Source organism: Symbiopectobacterium purcellii, assembly GCF_052050035.1.
Taxonomy (GTDB): Bacteria; Pseudomonadota; Gammaproteobacteria; order Enterobacterales; family Enterobacteriaceae; genus Symbiopectobacterium; species Symbiopectobacterium purcellii_A.
Genome location: NZ_CP189882.1, coordinates 304,132 through 320,138, shown reverse-complemented (window position 1 = coordinate 320,138; position 16,007 = coordinate 304,132). Strand labels below are relative to the sequence as shown.

Annotated in this window: 12 protein-coding genes, 2 tRNA genes, 2 rRNA genes, 3 pseudogenes and 2 other annotated features; of the genes and pseudogenes, 10 read left to right on the top strand and 9 right to left on the bottom strand. The window is 48.6% G+C overall.

Going from position 1 to position 16,007, the window contains the following annotated elements; genetic code table 11:
* Positions 1–3: 3 nt before the first annotated feature.
* Positions 4–1,189 (top strand): annotated as a pseudogene (locus tag ACQGXV_RS03270) (IS256 family transposase); the annotation flags it as partial.
* A 135-nt stretch (positions 1,190–1,324) separates the two neighbouring features.
* Here the strand turns inward: ACQGXV_RS03270 and ACQGXV_RS03265 are convergent.
* Positions 1,325–2,248: an IS5 family transposase gene (locus tag ACQGXV_RS03265; protein WP_440863224.1), complete on the bottom strand. Its 924-nt coding sequence runs from the start codon at positions 2,246–2,248 to the stop codon at positions 1,325–1,327.
* 382 nt (positions 2,249–2,630) lie between these two features.
* On the opposite strand from ACQGXV_RS03265, the gene ACQGXV_RS03260 reads away from it, so the two are divergent.
* From ACQGXV_RS03260 to ACQGXV_RS03230, 7 genes are all read left to right on the top strand, one after another.
* Positions 2,631–2,756 carry a hypothetical protein gene (locus ACQGXV_RS03260; RefSeq protein ID WP_440867851.1) on the top strand — a complete coding sequence of 42 codons (126 nt, stop codon included), beginning with the start codon at positions 2,631–2,633 and terminating at the stop codon, positions 2,754–2,756.
* Positions 2,757–3,153: 397 nt separating this feature from the next.
* Positions 3,154–5,091: ribosomal RNA gene (locus tag ACQGXV_RS03255) — 16S ribosomal RNA — on the top strand.
* 139 nt (positions 5,092–5,230) lie between these two features.
* A tRNA-Glu gene (locus ACQGXV_RS03250) sits at positions 5,231–5,307 on the top strand.
* A gap of 211 nt (positions 5,308–5,518) precedes the next feature.
* Positions 5,519–6,029 (top strand) — a sequence feature (23S ribosomal RNA rRNA prediction is too short).
* A 64-nt stretch (positions 6,030–6,093) separates the two neighbouring features.
* Positions 6,094–6,309, top strand: a sequence feature (23S ribosomal RNA rRNA prediction is too short).
* A 12-nt stretch (positions 6,310–6,321) separates the two neighbouring features.
* Positions 6,322–7,287: an IS30 family transposase gene (locus ACQGXV_RS03245; RefSeq protein WP_440864871.1), complete on the top strand. Its 966-nt coding sequence runs from the start codon at positions 6,322–6,324 to the stop codon at positions 7,285–7,287.
* A gap of 267 nt (positions 7,288–7,554) precedes the next feature.
* Positions 7,555–7,670 (top strand): 5S ribosomal RNA (gene rrf, locus ACQGXV_RS03240).
* Positions 7,671–7,717: 47 nt separating this feature from the next.
* Positions 7,718–7,794: transfer RNA gene (locus ACQGXV_RS03235), tRNA-Asp, on the top strand.
* Between the two features lie 172 nt (positions 7,795–7,966).
* Positions 7,967–8,758 carry an endonuclease/exonuclease/phosphatase family protein gene (locus tag ACQGXV_RS03230; RefSeq protein ID WP_440864870.1) on the top strand — a complete coding sequence of 264 codons (792 nt, stop codon included), beginning with the start codon at positions 7,967–7,969 and terminating at the stop codon, positions 8,756–8,758.
* A 68-nt stretch (positions 8,759–8,826) separates the two neighbouring features.
* Here the strand turns inward: ACQGXV_RS03230 and mltD are convergent, their stop codons facing one another.
* The 3 genes and pseudogenes from mltD to ACQGXV_RS03215 form a co-directional block, all read right to left on the bottom strand.
* Positions 8,827–10,206: a murein transglycosylase D gene (gene mltD / locus ACQGXV_RS03225; RefSeq protein ID WP_440864869.1), complete on the bottom strand. Its 1,380-nt coding sequence runs from the start codon at positions 10,204–10,206 to the stop codon at positions 8,827–8,829.
* A 71-nt stretch (positions 10,207–10,277) separates the two neighbouring features.
* Entirely contained in the window at positions 10,278–11,033 is a 756-nt protein-coding gene (gene gloB / locus ACQGXV_RS03220) for a hydroxyacylglutathione hydrolase (RefSeq protein WP_440864868.1), read from the bottom strand.
* Positions 11,034–11,287: 254 nt separating this feature from the next.
* Positions 11,288–12,328 (bottom strand): annotated as a pseudogene (locus ACQGXV_RS03215) (IS481 family transposase).
* Between the two features lie 161 nt (positions 12,329–12,489).
* Here ACQGXV_RS03215 and ACQGXV_RS03210 point away from each other — a divergent pair.
* A complete protein-coding gene (locus tag ACQGXV_RS03210) occupies positions 12,490–13,248 on the top strand; it encodes a class I SAM-dependent methyltransferase (RefSeq protein ID WP_440864867.1) in 759 nt (252 codons plus the stop codon).
* On the opposite strand, the pseudogene ACQGXV_RS03205 reads toward ACQGXV_RS03210, so the two are convergent.
* The 5 genes and pseudogenes from ACQGXV_RS03205 to ACQGXV_RS03185 all read right to left on the bottom strand — a co-directional run.
* Positions 13,236–13,643: pseudogene (locus tag ACQGXV_RS03205) on the bottom strand (ATP-binding protein); the annotation flags it as partial. The gene ACQGXV_RS03210 and the pseudogene ACQGXV_RS03205 sit on opposite strands and share 13 nt — an antisense overlap.
* A 73-nt stretch (positions 13,644–13,716) precedes the next feature.
* Entirely contained in the window at positions 13,717–14,226 is a 510-nt protein-coding gene (locus ACQGXV_RS03200) for a hypothetical protein (RefSeq protein ID WP_440864866.1), read from the bottom strand.
* A gap of 82 nt (positions 14,227–14,308) precedes the next feature.
* Entirely contained in the window at positions 14,309–14,488 is a 180-nt protein-coding gene (locus ACQGXV_RS03195; RefSeq protein ID WP_440863140.1) for a hypothetical protein, read from the bottom strand.
* Between the two features lie 25 nt (positions 14,489–14,513).
* The gene (locus tag ACQGXV_RS03190; protein WP_440862665.1) at positions 14,514–15,047 is read right to left on the bottom strand and encodes an IS630 family transposase; all 534 of its coding nucleotides are present in this window, start codon (positions 15,045–15,047) and stop codon (positions 14,514–14,516) included.
* Positions 14,971–15,336, bottom strand: a complete 366-nt coding sequence (locus ACQGXV_RS03185; RefSeq protein ID WP_440862584.1) for an IS630 transposase-related protein — start codon at positions 15,334–15,336, stop codon at positions 14,971–14,973. Before ACQGXV_RS03185 ends, ACQGXV_RS03190 begins: the two co-directional genes overlap by 77 nt.
* A 277-nt stretch (positions 15,337–15,613) precedes the next feature.
* On the opposite strand from ACQGXV_RS03185, the gene ACQGXV_RS03180 reads away from it, so the two are divergent.
* Positions 15,614–15,961 (top strand): YacC family pilotin-like protein, encoded by a 348-nt coding sequence (locus tag ACQGXV_RS03180; protein ID WP_440864865.1) that lies wholly within the window; start codon positions 15,614–15,616, stop codon positions 15,959–15,961.
* Positions 15,962–16,007: the final 46 nt, after the last annotated feature.

Sequence of the window (16,007 nt, the reverse complement as noted above, 5' to 3'; positions counted from 1 at the left end):
AAAATGCCTATCAGCAACGAACTTATTGACCAACTGCTTCAAGATTGTCACTCCCCTCAGGATCTGCTGGGTGAATCAGGCCTACTCAAGGTGCTGACTAAAAGACTGGCGGAACGGGTTCTTGAAGCTGAGATGGAGATGCACCTTGGGTATGCTAAGCATGACCCGGCAGGTAATCATTCAGGCAACTCCCGCAATGCCAAGACATCCAAGAGCGTACGTAGCCAAAATGGGGAGATCGAGCTCGATATTCCGCGCGACCGCAACAGTATAGCCAACCGACTTAAAAATGATTACATCCTATGCCCTGATATGCGGCAAAGAATCATAGCTGGCTGTTATCAAAATAATGTCGTTTGGCTATACCTTCGAGCCGACACTGATCGGTAAGAACGAAAAACAGCTTAACGGCTTCGATGACCGCATTATTTCTCTCTATTCCAGAGGGTTATCAACCCGTGATATTCAGGCACACTTTAAAGAAGTCTACGGGGTCGATGTTTCCGCTGGCTTCATTTCTCAAGTGATCAATGCTGTGATGGATGAAGTTAAGGGCTGGCAGCAACGGCCGCTGGATGCGCTTTATCCCATTGTTTACCTTGACTGTATTGTTGTCAAAAGCCAGGACGGCGGAGCCGTGGCCAACAAGTCTGTTTATCTGGCCCTCGGCGTCAACGGCCAGGGCGAAAAAGAGCTGCTGGGGCTATGGATAGCCAAAACTGAGGGGGCCAAGTTCTGGTTATCTGTGATGACAGAACTGAAAAATCGTGGGCTAAAGGACATCTTCGTCGCCTGCTGCGATGGCCTGAAAGGCTTTCCTGATGCCATTGAAGCTGTTTACCCGCATACGCGGGTACAGCTCTGCATTGTGCATCAGGTGCGGAACTCGCTGCGCTACGTCGGCTGGAAAGAACGTAAGGCCGTTGCTGCTGACCTGCGCACCATCTATAGTTCCGCAACGCTAGAGGGCGCTGAAGAGGCCCTGGATGCCTTCGCGGCCAAATGGGATGAGCAGTTCCCGACGATCAGCCCGTCGTGGAGAAATAATTGGGAACGTCTCATCGTCATTTTTGACTTTCCGCCGGAGATCCGCAAGGTTATCTACACCACCAACGCGATAGAGTCGTTAAATGCTTCATTGCGCAAGATAACGAAAACGCGACGAATATTTCCAACGGATGACTCGGTAAACTAGTTGCTGAATAGAGACTTGCATTTTTTGTCAGGCTATTGAGAATAAAAAGAGGTTTAACTTAGAGAATAAAGGTGGCTTTGTTGAATAAATCAGAATTAGCCGACAGGATGACTCCCTCTGCTACACCTGTTATCCTATCCTGACGCTGTGTGGCATACCCAACAACGTCATACGGTTCAGCGCTTTGACCATCGCTATGGCTTCACCTACTTGAGCCTCATAGTCACGCAGGCTCAGATGGCCACCCAGCAAAGTTTTTATGCGGAACATCGCTGTTTCTGCCACTGAACGCCGGTGATAACCCACTTTCTTTTTCCACATATCATTACTCCCGCTCAGACGCTGATTCGCCACCGCATGGTTACGTTCATGGTACTTGTCCGGCCAGTATTTGGCTCCGCTTCGCGGCGGGATAAGGGGCCTGATTTTCTTTCTTAGCAACGCATCGTGGCAGTAACGGGCGTCATAAGCACCGTCTGCTGACACTTCCCTGATTTTTCGGTGGGTTTGGTTAATCAGGCCCGGCAGTGCCTGCGCATCTGTCGTTCCGCTGAGCGATAAGTCGGCACAGATAATCTCATGCGTCGCACTGTCTGCTGCCAGATGAAGCTTGCGCCACACTCTTCGTCTGTCAGCCCCATGCTGCCTGACTTTCCATTCACCTTCGCCAAAGACCTTCAGACCGGTACTGTCGATGACCAGATGCGAGATTTCACCACGCGTTGGCGTTTTTATGCTGATACTGACGGTTTTTGCCCGCCGACTGACCAGAGAGTAGTCCGGGCAGCGCAGTGGCAGGCTCATCAGTGTAAAAACCGAGTCGACAAAGCCCTGTAATGCCCGGAGCGACAGGTTAAACACGCGCTTTATCATCAAAACCGTGGTAACAGCCATATCGGTGTAGTAAAGCGGCCGACCACGACCTTCAGGCGAAGCACTGTCAGTCCATGCAGCGATGGCGGACTCATCAAGCCAGACCGTCAGGGAGCCGCGTTGTCTGAGTGCTTTGTTGTAGGTGGGCCAGTTGGTGATTTTAAACTTTTGCTTTGCCATGGGGAGCTGCTATCGGGAGCGATGATAGTGCTTTGTTGAATAATTTAAGATACTGATTTATATAAGCATTATAAAATTTCAACGACTAATTTTTCCTCTCGGAATGCTTTTTATTGTGCTAACTATTTGATTTGTCGTTCTAACAAAATACATTCTCTGTAAATGCATTCTAACTAAAGAAGATGTAAATCAAACGGTTAAATTATTCAACAAAGCCTATCAAGCGCCTCGGTTGCATTACCCAAATTTTACGGAATCGTAGACCCTTTATTGATGATACCTTCTTACTCCTTAGCGCCGGTCTTTGGAATTTCCATCTCAGAACAGCGTAAAATTTACTTCAATCACCGAAACACCCTTATTTCACTATTAAGCAACACGCTTGGTGATAAAATTACTCTATCTAGCCTTGCATAATATCTCTGCTAAATGGACCTTGCCAATCAGAGACTGGAAACCTGCTATGAGCCAATTCATGTTGATGTATGGAGAACGAATCTCCGGTTAAGCAATGGAGCCATTTACACAAAATTCTTTACAGACTCATTTAACGCTTGTCAGCGCGAAAGAACTCCCTATACTGCGCCTCCACTGACACGGCAACAGCGACACGCGGTTGTGGTAACAGTAAGAAGTAAAACAGGAAAGCCGAACGCGAAATTGAAAAATTAACGTTGACTTTTCAGCGGTGCAGCGTAATATGCGCCTCCCGCGCCACGGTAGATGTGGCAACGCTCTTTAACAATTAATCAGACAATCTGTGTGGGCACTCACAGGACTTTATCGTAAAGCCTACGGGCTTAAAAAAATAAAAGTCTTGCAGAGTGAACAACAGTTAATTCATTACGAACTAACAGTAATAATTCTTTGAGCATCGCTTCTCTTGCAGAAGCAAATCAAACTTTAAATTGAAGAGTTTGATCATGGCTCAGATTGAACGCTGGCGGCAGGCCTAACACATGCAAGTCGAGCGGTAGCACAGTAGAGCTTGCTCTTTGGGTGACGAGCGGCGGACGGGTGAGTAATGTCTGGGAAACTGCCTGATGGAGGGGGATAACTACTGGAAACGGTAGCTAATACCGCGTAACGTCGCAAGACCAAAGTGGGGGACCTTCGGGCCTCACGCCATCAGATGTGCCCAGATGGGATTAGCTAGTAGGTGGGGTAATGGCTCACCTAGGCGACGATCCCTAGCTGGTCTGAGAGGGGCTTTGTTGAATAATTTAACCGTTTGATTTACATCTTCTTTAGTTAGAATGCATTTACAGAGAATGTATTTTGTTAGAACGACAAATCAAATAGTTAGCACAATAAAAAGCATTCCGAGAGGAAAAATCAGTCGTTGAAATTTTATAATGCTTATATAAATCAGTATCTTAAATTATTCAACAAAGCCTCTGAGAGGATGACCAGCCACACTGGAACTGAGACACGGTCCAGACTCCTACGGGAGGCAGCAGTGGGGAATATTGCACAATGGGCGCAAGCCTGATGCAGCCATGCCGCGTGTGTGAAGAAGGCCTTCGGGTTGTAAAGCACTTTCAGCGAGGAGGAAGGCAGTAAGGTTAATAACTTTGCTGATTGACGTTACTCGCAGAAGAAGCACCGGCTAACTCCGTGCCAGCAGCCGCGGTAATACGGAGGGTGCAAGCGGCTTTGTTGAATAATTTAAGATACTGATTTATATAAGCATTATAAAATTTCAACGACTAATTTTTTCTCTCGGAATGCTTTTTATTGTGCTAACTATTTGATTTGTCGTTCTAACAAAATACATTCTCTGTAAATGCATTCTAACTAAAGAAGATGTAAATCAAACGGTTAAATTATTCAACAAAGCCGGTGCAAGCGTTAATCGGAATGACTGGGCGTAAAGCGCACGCAGGCGGTTTGTTAAGTTGGATGTGAAATCCCCGGGCTTAACCTGGGAACTGCATTCAAAACTGGCAAGCTAGAGTCTCGTAGAGGGGGGTAGAATTCCAGGTGTAGCGGTGAAATGCGTAGAGATCTGGAGGAATACCGGTGGCGAAGGCGGCCCCCTGGACGAAGACTGACGCTCAGGTGCGAAAGCGTGGGGAGCAAACAGGATTAGATACCCTGGTAGTCCACGCTGTAAACGATGTCGATTTGGAGGTTGTGCCCTTGAGACGTGGCTTCCGGAGCTAACGCGTTAAATCGACCGCCTGGGGAGTACGGCCGCAAGGTTAAAACTCAAATGAATTGACGGGGGCCCGCACAAGCGGTGGAGCATGTGGTTTAATTCGATGCAACGCGAAGAACCTTACCTACTCTTGACATCCAGAGAACTTGGCAGAGATGCCTTGGTGCCTTCGGGAACTCTGAGACAGGTGCTGCATGGCTGTCGTCAGCTCGTGTTGTGAAATATTGGGTTAAGTCCCGCAACGAGCGCAACCCTTATCCTTTGTTGCCAGCGATTCGGTCGGGAACTCAAAGGAGACTGCCAGTGATAAACTGGAGGAAGGTGGGGATGACGTCAAGTCATCATGGCCCTTACGAGTAGGGCTACACACGTGCTACAATGGCGTATACAAAGAGAAGCGACCTCGCGAGAGCAAGCGGACCTCATAAAGTACGTCGTAGTCCGGATTGGAGTCTGTAACTCGACTCCATGAAGTCGGAATCGCTAGTAATCGTAGATCAGAATGCTACGGTGAATACGTTCCCGGGCCTTGTACACACCGCCCGTCACACCATGGGAGTGGGTTGCAAAAGAAGTAGGTAGCTTAACCTTCGGGAGGGCGCTTACCACTTTGTGATTCATGACTGGGGTGAAGTCGTAACAAGGTAACCGTAGGGGAACCTGCGGTTGGATCACCTCCTTACCTAATGATACTGATTCTGTGAAGTGTTCACACAGATTGTCTGATGAAAATGCTGAGCAAAAAGCACCTGTTGATGAATGAGTCTCTGACTCATGCTGATACGAACCGATTAGAGCTGTTATGTTAATCGGGTTTTCGTGTCACCATCGTCTAGATGGCCTAGGACACTGCCCTTTCACGGCTGTAACAGGGGTTCGAATCCCCTTGGGGACGCCATACCGATAATGAGTGAAAGACATTATCACCGGTTCTGCGGAACCGACAATAACGTAAAGATGACTTACGAGTCGTGTTTACGTTATTTGCTCTTTAACAATCTGGAACAAGCTGAAAATTAAAACGAGCAATATTGGCTCACTACCAATATTGTGATTCTCTCAAGCTTTCACACCCGAAACATTTTCGGGTTGTGAGGTTAAGTGAATAAGCGTACACGGTGGATGCCTAGGCAGTCAGAGGCGATGAAGGGCGTGCTAATCTGCGAAAAGCGTCGGTAAGCTGATATGAAGCGTTACAACCGACGATACCAGAATGGGGAAACCCAGTGCAATTCGTTGCACTATCATGTCATGAATACATAGTGGCATGAGGCGAACCGGGGGAACTGAAACATATCAGTACCCCGAGGAAAAGAAATCAACCGAGATTCCCCCAGTAGCGGCGAGCGAACGGGGAAAAGCCCAGAGTCTGAATCAGCTTGTGTGTCAGTGGAAGCGTCTGGAAAGTCGCACAGTAAAGGGTGATAGTCCCGTACACGAAGATGCACAGGTTGTGAGCTCGATGAGTAGGGCGGGACACGTGACATCCTGTCTGAATATGGGGGGACCATCCTCCAAGGCTAGATACTCCTGACTGACCGATAGTGAACCAGTACCGTGAGGGAAAGGCGAAAAGAACCCCGGCGAGGTGAGTGAAATAGAACCTGAAACTGTGTACGTACAAGCAGTGGGAGCACTCTTTATGGGTGTGACTGCGTACCTTTTGTATAATGGGTCAGCGACTTATATTCTGTAGCAAGGTTAACCGTATAGGGGAGCCGTAGGGAAACCGAGTCTTAACTGGGCGTTAAGTTGCAGGGTATAGACCCGAAACCCGGTGATCTAGCCATGGGCAGGTTGAAGGTTGGGTAACACTAACTGGAGCACCATTCCCACTCGAAACGCAACAAAGTGACCCACTTGCCAGAGTCGGATAAAATCACCGTTCTGGCCATACTGGAGAGCCTGTTGCATGCAGGGAAAACATCTGACTCAGAAAGAACGGTTCTACATCGAAAAGCGGCGTGGTGAAGGTGTCAACCAAGCTACCATCGCCAGAGAGCTTGCTCTGCCTCGCTCGACCATCAGCAGGGAACTCAGACGCAATACCGACCCTACTTTCAATGGTGTCTACTGCTGTAGAAGGGCGGACACTCTGGTCCGGGAACGCCGTCATAAGCCTCTGCCAAACAATGCTTTTTACCCGTTGGAGCCACACATTCAGAACTTCATCAGGCAGGCGCTTTCCACTCACTCTTCACCTGAAATCATCAGTGGCCGTTTGCACCTGGAATTCGGTATATCTGTCAGCAAGAATACGCTATATCGCTATATCCTGCAGGAGAGACAGGCTGGCGGGGAGCTATATCAGCAACTTCCTCATCGGGGAAAACGTTACAGGTACAATGTCGAAAACCTCAAATCAGGCCCTATTCCCAACCGTGTTGGTATTGAGTATCGCACAGCTCAAGCCGAGCTTAAACAGGAGCCTGGCCACTTCGAAATTGACACTATTTTTGGCAAAAACCAGAAGTCATTTTTGTTAACCATCGTAGACAACGCATTGAAAACCATCATCATTCGCAAACTGCCTAATAAGCGTGCGGAGACTGTGGTTGCTGCTTTCAGGGACATTGAAGCTAATACCTTTTGCAAGTTTAAGACCCTAACAGCTGATAACGGCCCTGAATTCGCTCTGCACGAGCAAATTACTCAAATCACAGGGGCGCAGGTCTACTTTGCCCATCCTTATCATTCCTGGGAGAGGGGCTTGAATGAGCACACCAACGGGCTGATACGACGTTTTTACCCAAAGGGAACAGACTTCAGTCATCGTAAGATTGCCGAACTCGAACACATACTCAATACAAGGGGCAGAAAATCGCTGGGCTATCGTTCCCCCAATGAGGTATTTTTAACGCACTTACTGGTGGCATAAGCCTCTACCGTTTTGTTGCGTTTCGAGTGGGAATGGGGCTGTCCCTAGAGGACGCTGAAAGGCCGTTGAAGACGACGACGTAGATAGGCTGGGTGTGTAAGTGCAGCGATGCATTGAGCTAACCAGTACTAATGACCTGTGAGGCTTAACCTTACAACGCCGAAGATGTTTTGGTGTTGGTGTAGAGAATCAGAACTCGTGAAGTTCAGCTTGTTGACAGATTGGTCTTGCTGGCTCGAAAGGGCGGGTGAGATGAAACAGAATATGCCTGGCGGCGATAGCGCGGTGGTCCCACCTGACCCCATGCCGAACTCAGAAGTGAAACGCCGTAGCGCCGATGGTAGTGTGGGGCTTCCCCATGTGAGAGTAGGGAACTGCCAGGTTTTTATCTCGATTATCAGACGGTGTCTGGTAATGAAAAAGTATCGGTGGAGCGGTAGTTCAGTCGGTTAGAATACCTGCCTGTCACGCAGGGGGTCGCGGGTTCGAGTCCCGTCCGTTCCGCCACTAAAAAGAAAAGCCCTGAGCGATTGCTCAGGGCTTTTTACTTTCTCCTGTCATTTGCTTGCTATGTAAAGATCTGTTATGCAGTGCAAGTCTTGCCGAATATCCCTGTCACTCAGGCCATTCTTTGCTTAAAGTAATAGCGTGTAGCACTGAAGAGACAAGCAGGTTCGTTGTGCGAAAGAAAACCTATGCGGTAAGGTACAGTGCGGGGCAGCCCGTAGAGAGAATTTTTTCCTCTGGCGTACAGTATCCTGTTATGCAGGCACTGCCAGAGGAGCCGCTGCTTGAAAAAAACGATGTACTGCGTGTATTGGTATGGAACATCTACAAACAGCAGCGCCTGCACTGGCTTTCTGTATTACAAAACTTCGGTAAAGATGCGCATCTGGTTTTACTGCAAGAAGCACAAAGTACGCCTGAGCTTATTCGTTTTGCAACGGCGAACTATGTTGCTACCGATCAGGTTCCTGCCATTGTTCTCCCGCAACACCCTTCGGGTGTGATGACGCTGTCTGCGGCGCAACCGTTATATTGCTGTCCGCTTAGAGAGAGAGAACCTCTGCTGCGCCTGTCTAAGTCGGCGCTGATTACGGTTTATGCATTGCAGAGTACTCAGCAACTGATGGTCATTAATATCCATGCGATTAATTTCAGCATCGGTGTTGAAGTCTATGGCAAACAGCTAGATGCGATTGGTGAACAGGTCAAACGTCATGCCGGACCTGTGATCATGGCGGGAGATTTCAATGCCTGGAGCCGGCAGCGTATCAATGCGCTCTATCAATTTGCCAGTGAGATTGCTTTGCGCGAGGTTCGCTTTGTCGACGACCAGCGGCGTCGGACGTTCGGCCGCCCGTTAGATTTTGTTTTTTACCGTGGTTTGCACGTCATGCAATCTTATGTTTTGGTTACCCAGGCGTCTGACCATAACCCGTTGTTGGTTGAATTTCAGTTGCCAGTATGATGTTAAAATAACAAGAAAAAAAACCACGATGGTTAACCACCGTGGTTTTTTTATAGGCTAAGCAGCACTTAAGAGTCGGGTGATGTTGCCGTATTCACGAACAACGTTAACCGATCTCCAGGCTGAATATTCGCCTTTTTATTGATGACTGAATTCCACCGCATGACATCTGCGATATCTACCCCGTGACGTTTAGCGATACTCGCGAGAGAATCTCCTTTACGTACATGATAGGTAATGGAATTACTGTTACCTTTTTTACTGCCGGCAGAGGCTTGTGCCACCTGAAGCGATTGACCAACCTTCAGCGCGTTAGCGCTGGCCAGATTGTTCCACTTGCGCAGATCCTGCGCGCTGACCTTCAGTTTCGCCGCAATACCTGACAGGGTGTCGCCTGAACGAACCTTGTATTCGGTACTTGTGGATAGCTGCGCCAGTTTAGTGGGTTGTACAGCGGCGGTATCGCCATCTGCCAACGAATCCTTCAACTGCTCAACATGAGCTTTAGGCACCATAATGTAATGTGGCCCGTTCGGCGCGGTCACTTCACGTTTGTAGCCCGTGTTGTAGCTCTTCAGTTTTGTTAGCGACAATCCTGCCATTTCAGCAGCTTGCGTCAACTCCATCTGTTGACCCAGGTCTACCTGCGCCAGTGCCCGACTTTCGTTGGGCTTGGGTAACTCAATGCCGTATTTTTTGCGATTCTTAAGAATATCGCTCAAGGCCAACATTTTCGGGACATAAAGTGACGTTTCACGTGGTAACGCCAATGCCCAGTAACTCGTTGACCTGCCTTTTGCCTTATTTGCTTTTACTGCTTGCAATACACGACCTTCACCGCTGTTATAGGCGGCGATGGTAAGTAGCCAGTCACCATCAAACATTGTGTTGAGGCGCTGCATCATGTCTAAGGCAGCCGTCGTTGATGCAACAACATCGCGACGACCATCATACCACTGGTTCTGTTTCAAACCGTAGTTACGCCCAGTGCCTGGCACAATCTGCCAGAGCCCTGCGGCATTGGCGGATGATGTGGCCTTGGGATCAAAAGCGCTCTCCACTATGGGTAGCAGTACCAGTTCCATCGGCATTTTGCGCTGCTTAATCTGCTCGACTATCCAGTACATGTACGGCTCTGCCTGTAATGTTACATCGTGGAGATAGCTCTTATTTTTTAAGTATCGTGTTTTTTGCTCGCGGATCCGGACGTTATCCGGAACCTCCATCTTCAGCTCGTCGCTAATGAAGTTCCACAGGTCGCACTGCGCTAGGCCATTATTATCAAGCCAGCGCGCGGATGTCTCTCGACTTCCTGTGTACTTTCCTGCTTCACCTTGACCTGCTGAAGACAGACTCTGCCCATGTTGTTTCGGTTGAGAGGTGTCTTGGTAGACCCCTTGGCAACCTGCCAACAAGACTGAGGCGATAATAATCGCTTGAGCCTTCATATGTGTGTCAATAGTTTGCTTAAAAGACGAGCAATAATACTTTGATTAGCCGATCAGCACAACAAAAACCTTCAGAAGCAATCCTTCTTACCCCGTAGTTGGGCGAAAACTTGCCAATCCTCTATGTTTTCGGGTTTTATTTTTAATTTTTCTTTTAAATCAGTATCATGGCACCTAAGGAAAAGGTTGATTTTTCGTTCAAGACCAAGGGTGGTTGGCGATGTTGATTGAGATTTATCGCGTAATAGCCTGATTTCAGAAAGGTAAGCGGCAATATTGCACTCTTCAGGCCAGATAGTGTGAGCAAACTCAAGATTTGACAGGGTGTACTCATGTGCGCAGCAAATACGAGTGTCATCGGGCAGTTTTGATATTTTATTAATTGATTCATGCATTTGCTTTGGTGTTCCTTCGAAAATTCGCCCACATCCAGCCGAAAACAGTGTATCTCCGCAGAATAAATAAGGGGCTGAGTAGTACGAAATATGACCTAAAGTGTGACCCGGTACAGAAAACACGGAGAAATCCGAATTAAGTAACTTAATGTGATCGCAATCGCGCAAAATGTGTGTTGCCCCACGCTGCGCGGTTTCCTCGGGTCCATAAACCGGCAAGTCAGGGTAAGTTTTCTGGATATCAGGCACCCCCGCGACATGGTCACTGTGATGATGGGTGAGCAACACTGCAACCGGTGTGAGTTGATGTTTATGTAGAGCTTGCAATACTGGTTCTGCTTCACCGGGATCGACAATGACACAACGGTGCTGTGCGTCATGTAATAGCCAAATGTAGTTGTCCGAAAGTGCTGCAATACTGATAAGATTCATGTGATACCTCATTTATACCCGTCATACTTCAAGCTGTATGCACGTTGGCTGCGTTCACTCACCTGAATCGCTTACCTGAGTAGCCCATCGGGATGAGGTTCATTCATCCCGATGGGCTAGCGCAGGCGCTGTTCAAATTTGTTCCAGACAAATTTGTCCCTTACTTGCCGCCTTCCTACAGCGCGAATTATTTAGGTGTACTAGCTCAGACCTGATCTGACAGTTACCGGTTATTTATACAGGTGTCTGTCAGATTACATCCGGTTCAGATCCTTTTCTGCCCAGACCCGTTTTCCATCAAGTAACGTGGCCATTGGCGTTCGCCCGCAGCACATTTTTCCCTGATGAGTTCGCTCATTATTGTAATGCCACAACCAGTTGTCCAGATCTGCCTGCAGGCTCTCCAGGTCCCCATATAACTTCTTGCGGAACGTAACCTGATAAAAATCCTGCAAAATCGTTTTGTGGAAGCGCTCGCAGATGCCGTTCGTCTGCGGAGACATCGCCTTCGTTTTTGTATGGTCGATATCGTTGATGGCCAGATACAGCTGGTAATCATGCTGCTCCACCTTACCACAGTACTCCGTTCCCCTGTCGGTCAGTATTCTCAGCATCGGCAGTCCCTGAGCCTCGTAGAACGGCAGTACGCGATCATTTAGCAGGTCGGCGGCAGTGATCGGCGTTTTACTCGTATAAAGCTTGCAGTGTGCCACTTTCGAGTACGTATCCACGAACGTCTGCTGGTAGATACGGCCCACAGCTTTCAGATTGCCAACGTAGAAGGTGTCCTGCGACCCGAGATAACCCGGATGAGCCGTCTCGATTTCGCCGCTGGCCTCATCATCATGCGCCTTTTTCTCCAGCGCTACGATTTGGACATCGGTAAGCACGATGCCTTCTCTGGCAACTTTTTCCTCAAGCGCCTTCAGGCGTTTACGGAAGTTCTCCAGATCGTGCCGTTGCCAGATGGACCGCACGCCGCTGCCGGAGATAAATACGCCTTTTTTACGCAGCTCATTACTGGTCCGGTGCTGCCCGTGGGCCGGGAACTCAACGGCATATTCAACAACCGCGCGTTCAGTGGCTTCGTCGGCGCGGTTCTTCAGGTTGGGAACCCGGCGGTTCTGGTTAACCAGTGCATCGATGCCACCTTCAGCAGCCAGTTCCTAATAACGGTAAAACGTGTCGCGCGACACGCCCATGATCTTGCAGGCTTTTGATACGTTACCAAGTTCTTCGGCGAGATTGAGCAGGCCGGCTTTGTGTTTGATGATGGGATTGTTAGTATGAAGCATGAGAGTTACCTCGCGTTTTGTTTAAGGATTAGACACCCATATCAAAACCGGTAACTCTCAACCTTTCAAGGTCATGTGTCAGATCAAGTCGCGACTAATACAATTTAGGGTATATTACTTGTTCTGAGATAGCTATTGGGTCTGAGGGAGAATACTAATCTATGAAGCCAGCGCATACGCCTCAGGCTTATTCTTTGCCAACGTGTTGGGAGGATATCCCTTGGGGCGCACATTACCAGCAGGCGCTTGAACATGCATTGGCAGCGTGGTGGCCGCGTGTGTTTGGCTTCCACCTACTGAAAGTGGGCGCGCTCAGCAACGCTATCGCGACGGACTCGTGTGCCATTTCTCATCAGGTCAATATCAATCCGTACGCTGCTGATGATGTACATGTCTTGGCTGACCCTTACCAACTGCCCTTTTCTGAAAAGTCTATCGATGCCTGTTTGCTGGCGCATACGCTCTCTTATTCGTCGGATCCGCATCGCATTTTACGCGAGGTGGACCGGGTATTGATCAATGACGGTTGGTTATTGCTGAGTGGGTTTAATCCAATAAGCCTGGTCGGGGCTGGAAAGCTGACGCCCGGTCTTCGTCAATGCCAACCCTATTGTGCGCGCATGTTCACGCAGATGCGTATGGTCGACTGGCTCAGCTTGCTCAATTATGAAGTGCTGTATCAGGGATCCTTCCACGTGGTGCCGTGGAAGATGCCGCAGAAGATAACAACATCAGCGCCACACTCTGCGCCCTTAGGCTGCCTGATGCTCCTTGTTGCCCGAAAACGTACCATACCGCTTACCATGTCTCCCTCGCGCCAGAAATTTAACAAGCTACCGGTGCGCAGGGCCGTTGTCAACGCCACGATCTTTGACCGTTTTTCACCATTTTTAATGTCCGCTATTCATCAACCAGGTTGACCGCTTTTCTCCAGCGATGCCTCGTTGTTTTCTGGCGCACGATTCTTGCTCAGTACGCCTGCCTTACGTTTCTCTCTTAGCCGGTAGCTCTCCCCCTTGATATTCAGCGTCGTTGAGTGATGCAGCAACCTGTCCAGGATCGCCGTTGCCAGCACGTTGTCGCCGAACATCTCTCCCCAGTCCGCGAACCCCTTGTTCGACGTCAGGATGATGCTGGCCTTCTCGTAACGCCGATTCAGCAGCCTGAAGAACAGGCTTGCCTCCTCACGGTTCATCGGCAGGTAGCCGATTTCATCGAGGATCAGCACGCGCGCATAACTCAGCTGCTGCAGCTGGCGCTCCAGACGGTTTTCGTGTCGCGCCTTCATCAGCGTCGCTATAGCCAACCGACTTAAAAATGATTACAGCCGATGCCCTGATATGTGGCAAAGAAGCATAGCTGGCTGTTATCAAAATAATGTCGCTTAGCTATAGCTGTTCGCCCTGTAACCAGTGCGGAGGTTGGGATTCCAGCGCATGGCGCACTGGCAGATAAACATAGGGGTAAAAGGCCAGTGCCAGCACGACACTCGCGCCACACAACGTCCGGCTGTGCGCACTTTCCTCGCTGAACGCAGGAAGATCAAACAGGGACCACAGCATGCCATGTTGTCCCAGCATATCGGCATAAAAATCAGCCATCAAAAAGGCGGGCATCGCCAGCGGCAAGCACAAGGCCCAAGCGACGCCACGTTTGCCGGGAAAGCGGTAATAGGCCATAACCCAGGCAGCAGGTAGCCCAATCAGCAGGCTCAGCGCCACCGCCCCGCAGACCAGAATCGTGGTGTGTAGCAGATAAAGCGGCATCCCCTGCTGCCAGAGTGCCAGCATGCCGCCGGCCTCGGGCCAAAATGCCAACGCTAAGACGATCCCCACGGGAAGCAAAAATGCTCCGTTAATCATCCAGTAACTGATACGCCAGAGACCCGATATAGCCAAGCGACATTATTTTGATAACAGCCAGCTATGCTTCTTTGCCGCATATCAGGGCATAGGATGTAATCATTTTTAAGTCGGTTGGCTATATCGCATCCACCTTGAGGTGATGCACTTTTTTCAAATGCTCGGGCGTATCAATCCCTTTAGCGATCACCCCGAGGCCCTGCTGATGGCTTTTCATCACGTTAAGCAGCGGATCCATGATCATATCGGGGGCTGGACGAGATAGAATATCCCACACCAGTTTCGGATCGATTTTCACATATAGCCAAGCGACTTAATTTTGATTACACCATATGGACTGAGAACAAACTCTCTGTATCGCAACCCATCTCTCTTTTTTTGCTTTTTGCTTGTGCCCATTTATGCTCAATTGGGTTAAGATCTGGCGAATATGTAGGCAAATACTCCACCATATACCCTGCATCGATGATGACTTGTTGAATATTATGTTTTTTGTGAAAAGTGGCATTGTCCATCATGATTACACTGTTTTTAGGGAGTACTGGGATAAGGACTTGTGTGACCCAGGCATAGAAAACATCGCTGTTAATATTGATATCAAATAATCCGATAGCAAACAGCGTTGTGCCTAATAAAGCGCCGATAACATTTGTTCTTCCCCTAGCTCCCCAGTTCTTCAGGCCAAAACACCGTTGACCTTTTGGGGAATAGCCGTGAGTCCGTGGGGCATCGTGTGAAAAACCACTTTCATCAATAAAAACAATAGGTTTACCTTCTTTTTCATACTGTTGTTTTTTTTGTTGAAATCCCTGCCGGGCGTTTTCGTCGGCTTTCGGATGACGTAGAGTTTTTTTTATAGGTCAATCCCAGCTTTTTAAGCGCTTGCCAAATGGCCTTCTGACAAACGCCAAAACGCTCTGCACGTTCTTTTTGGTAAGCATCTGGATATTGTTCAACATCTTTTATCAACTCGGATTTATCGATCTTTCGCTGACGCGTGGTCGATGCTTTTGACTCTATTTGATTAATCCAACGCGATACAGAGGCAGGGCCAATCCGAAATTGCTTCGCTGTTTCTCGGATACTCAACCCTTCGTTTTTCCGTGTAGATATCACTTTACGTCTAAAATCAATTGAATAGCTCATTTAAATAATGTAATCAAAATTAAGTCGTTTAGCTATATCATCACACCAGCAACGATAAATCCTATTGACCATCATCTATTAATAACAGAGGCTGCGCGCGGCGTCATGTTATCAACAGGGAATAAATAGGGCTTAATCCGGCCATTGGTCTCAAGCGTACCGATTGGCACATCAGGGAATAACGGGTTTTACTAACGTGAACGCGTAAAATAAACCTTGAACCCACTTACCCCATCTGTGATAACGTCATTTTACGATTGTTGATACAGGTTTAATCATGAAACGCTCTGCGCTGGCACTGCTGCTTATGAGTCTGATGGGATTTTCGTCAGCCAGTAACGCACTGAATGAATTTGAGGCGGAAGATCTCGCTGACTTGACCGCCATTTTCGTCTATTTGAAGAACAACTGTGGCTATCAAGACATTCCCAACGATCATATTCGACGTTTGCTGATCGCTTTTGCGCAACAAAACCGTTGGAATCTCACCAATTACAGTGATTTTGATATGACCCGCCTGGGTGAGGATAGCTACCGCGATTTGAGCAACATCCCCATCCCGACGCCCAAAAAGTGTCAATCGCTGGCGCAAAACTCGCTCGGCCTGCTCGCTTACGCAAAATAGCGCTCGCCTAACGTTTCCCGCAGTGCCTGAAATTTCGCCGTGCAAG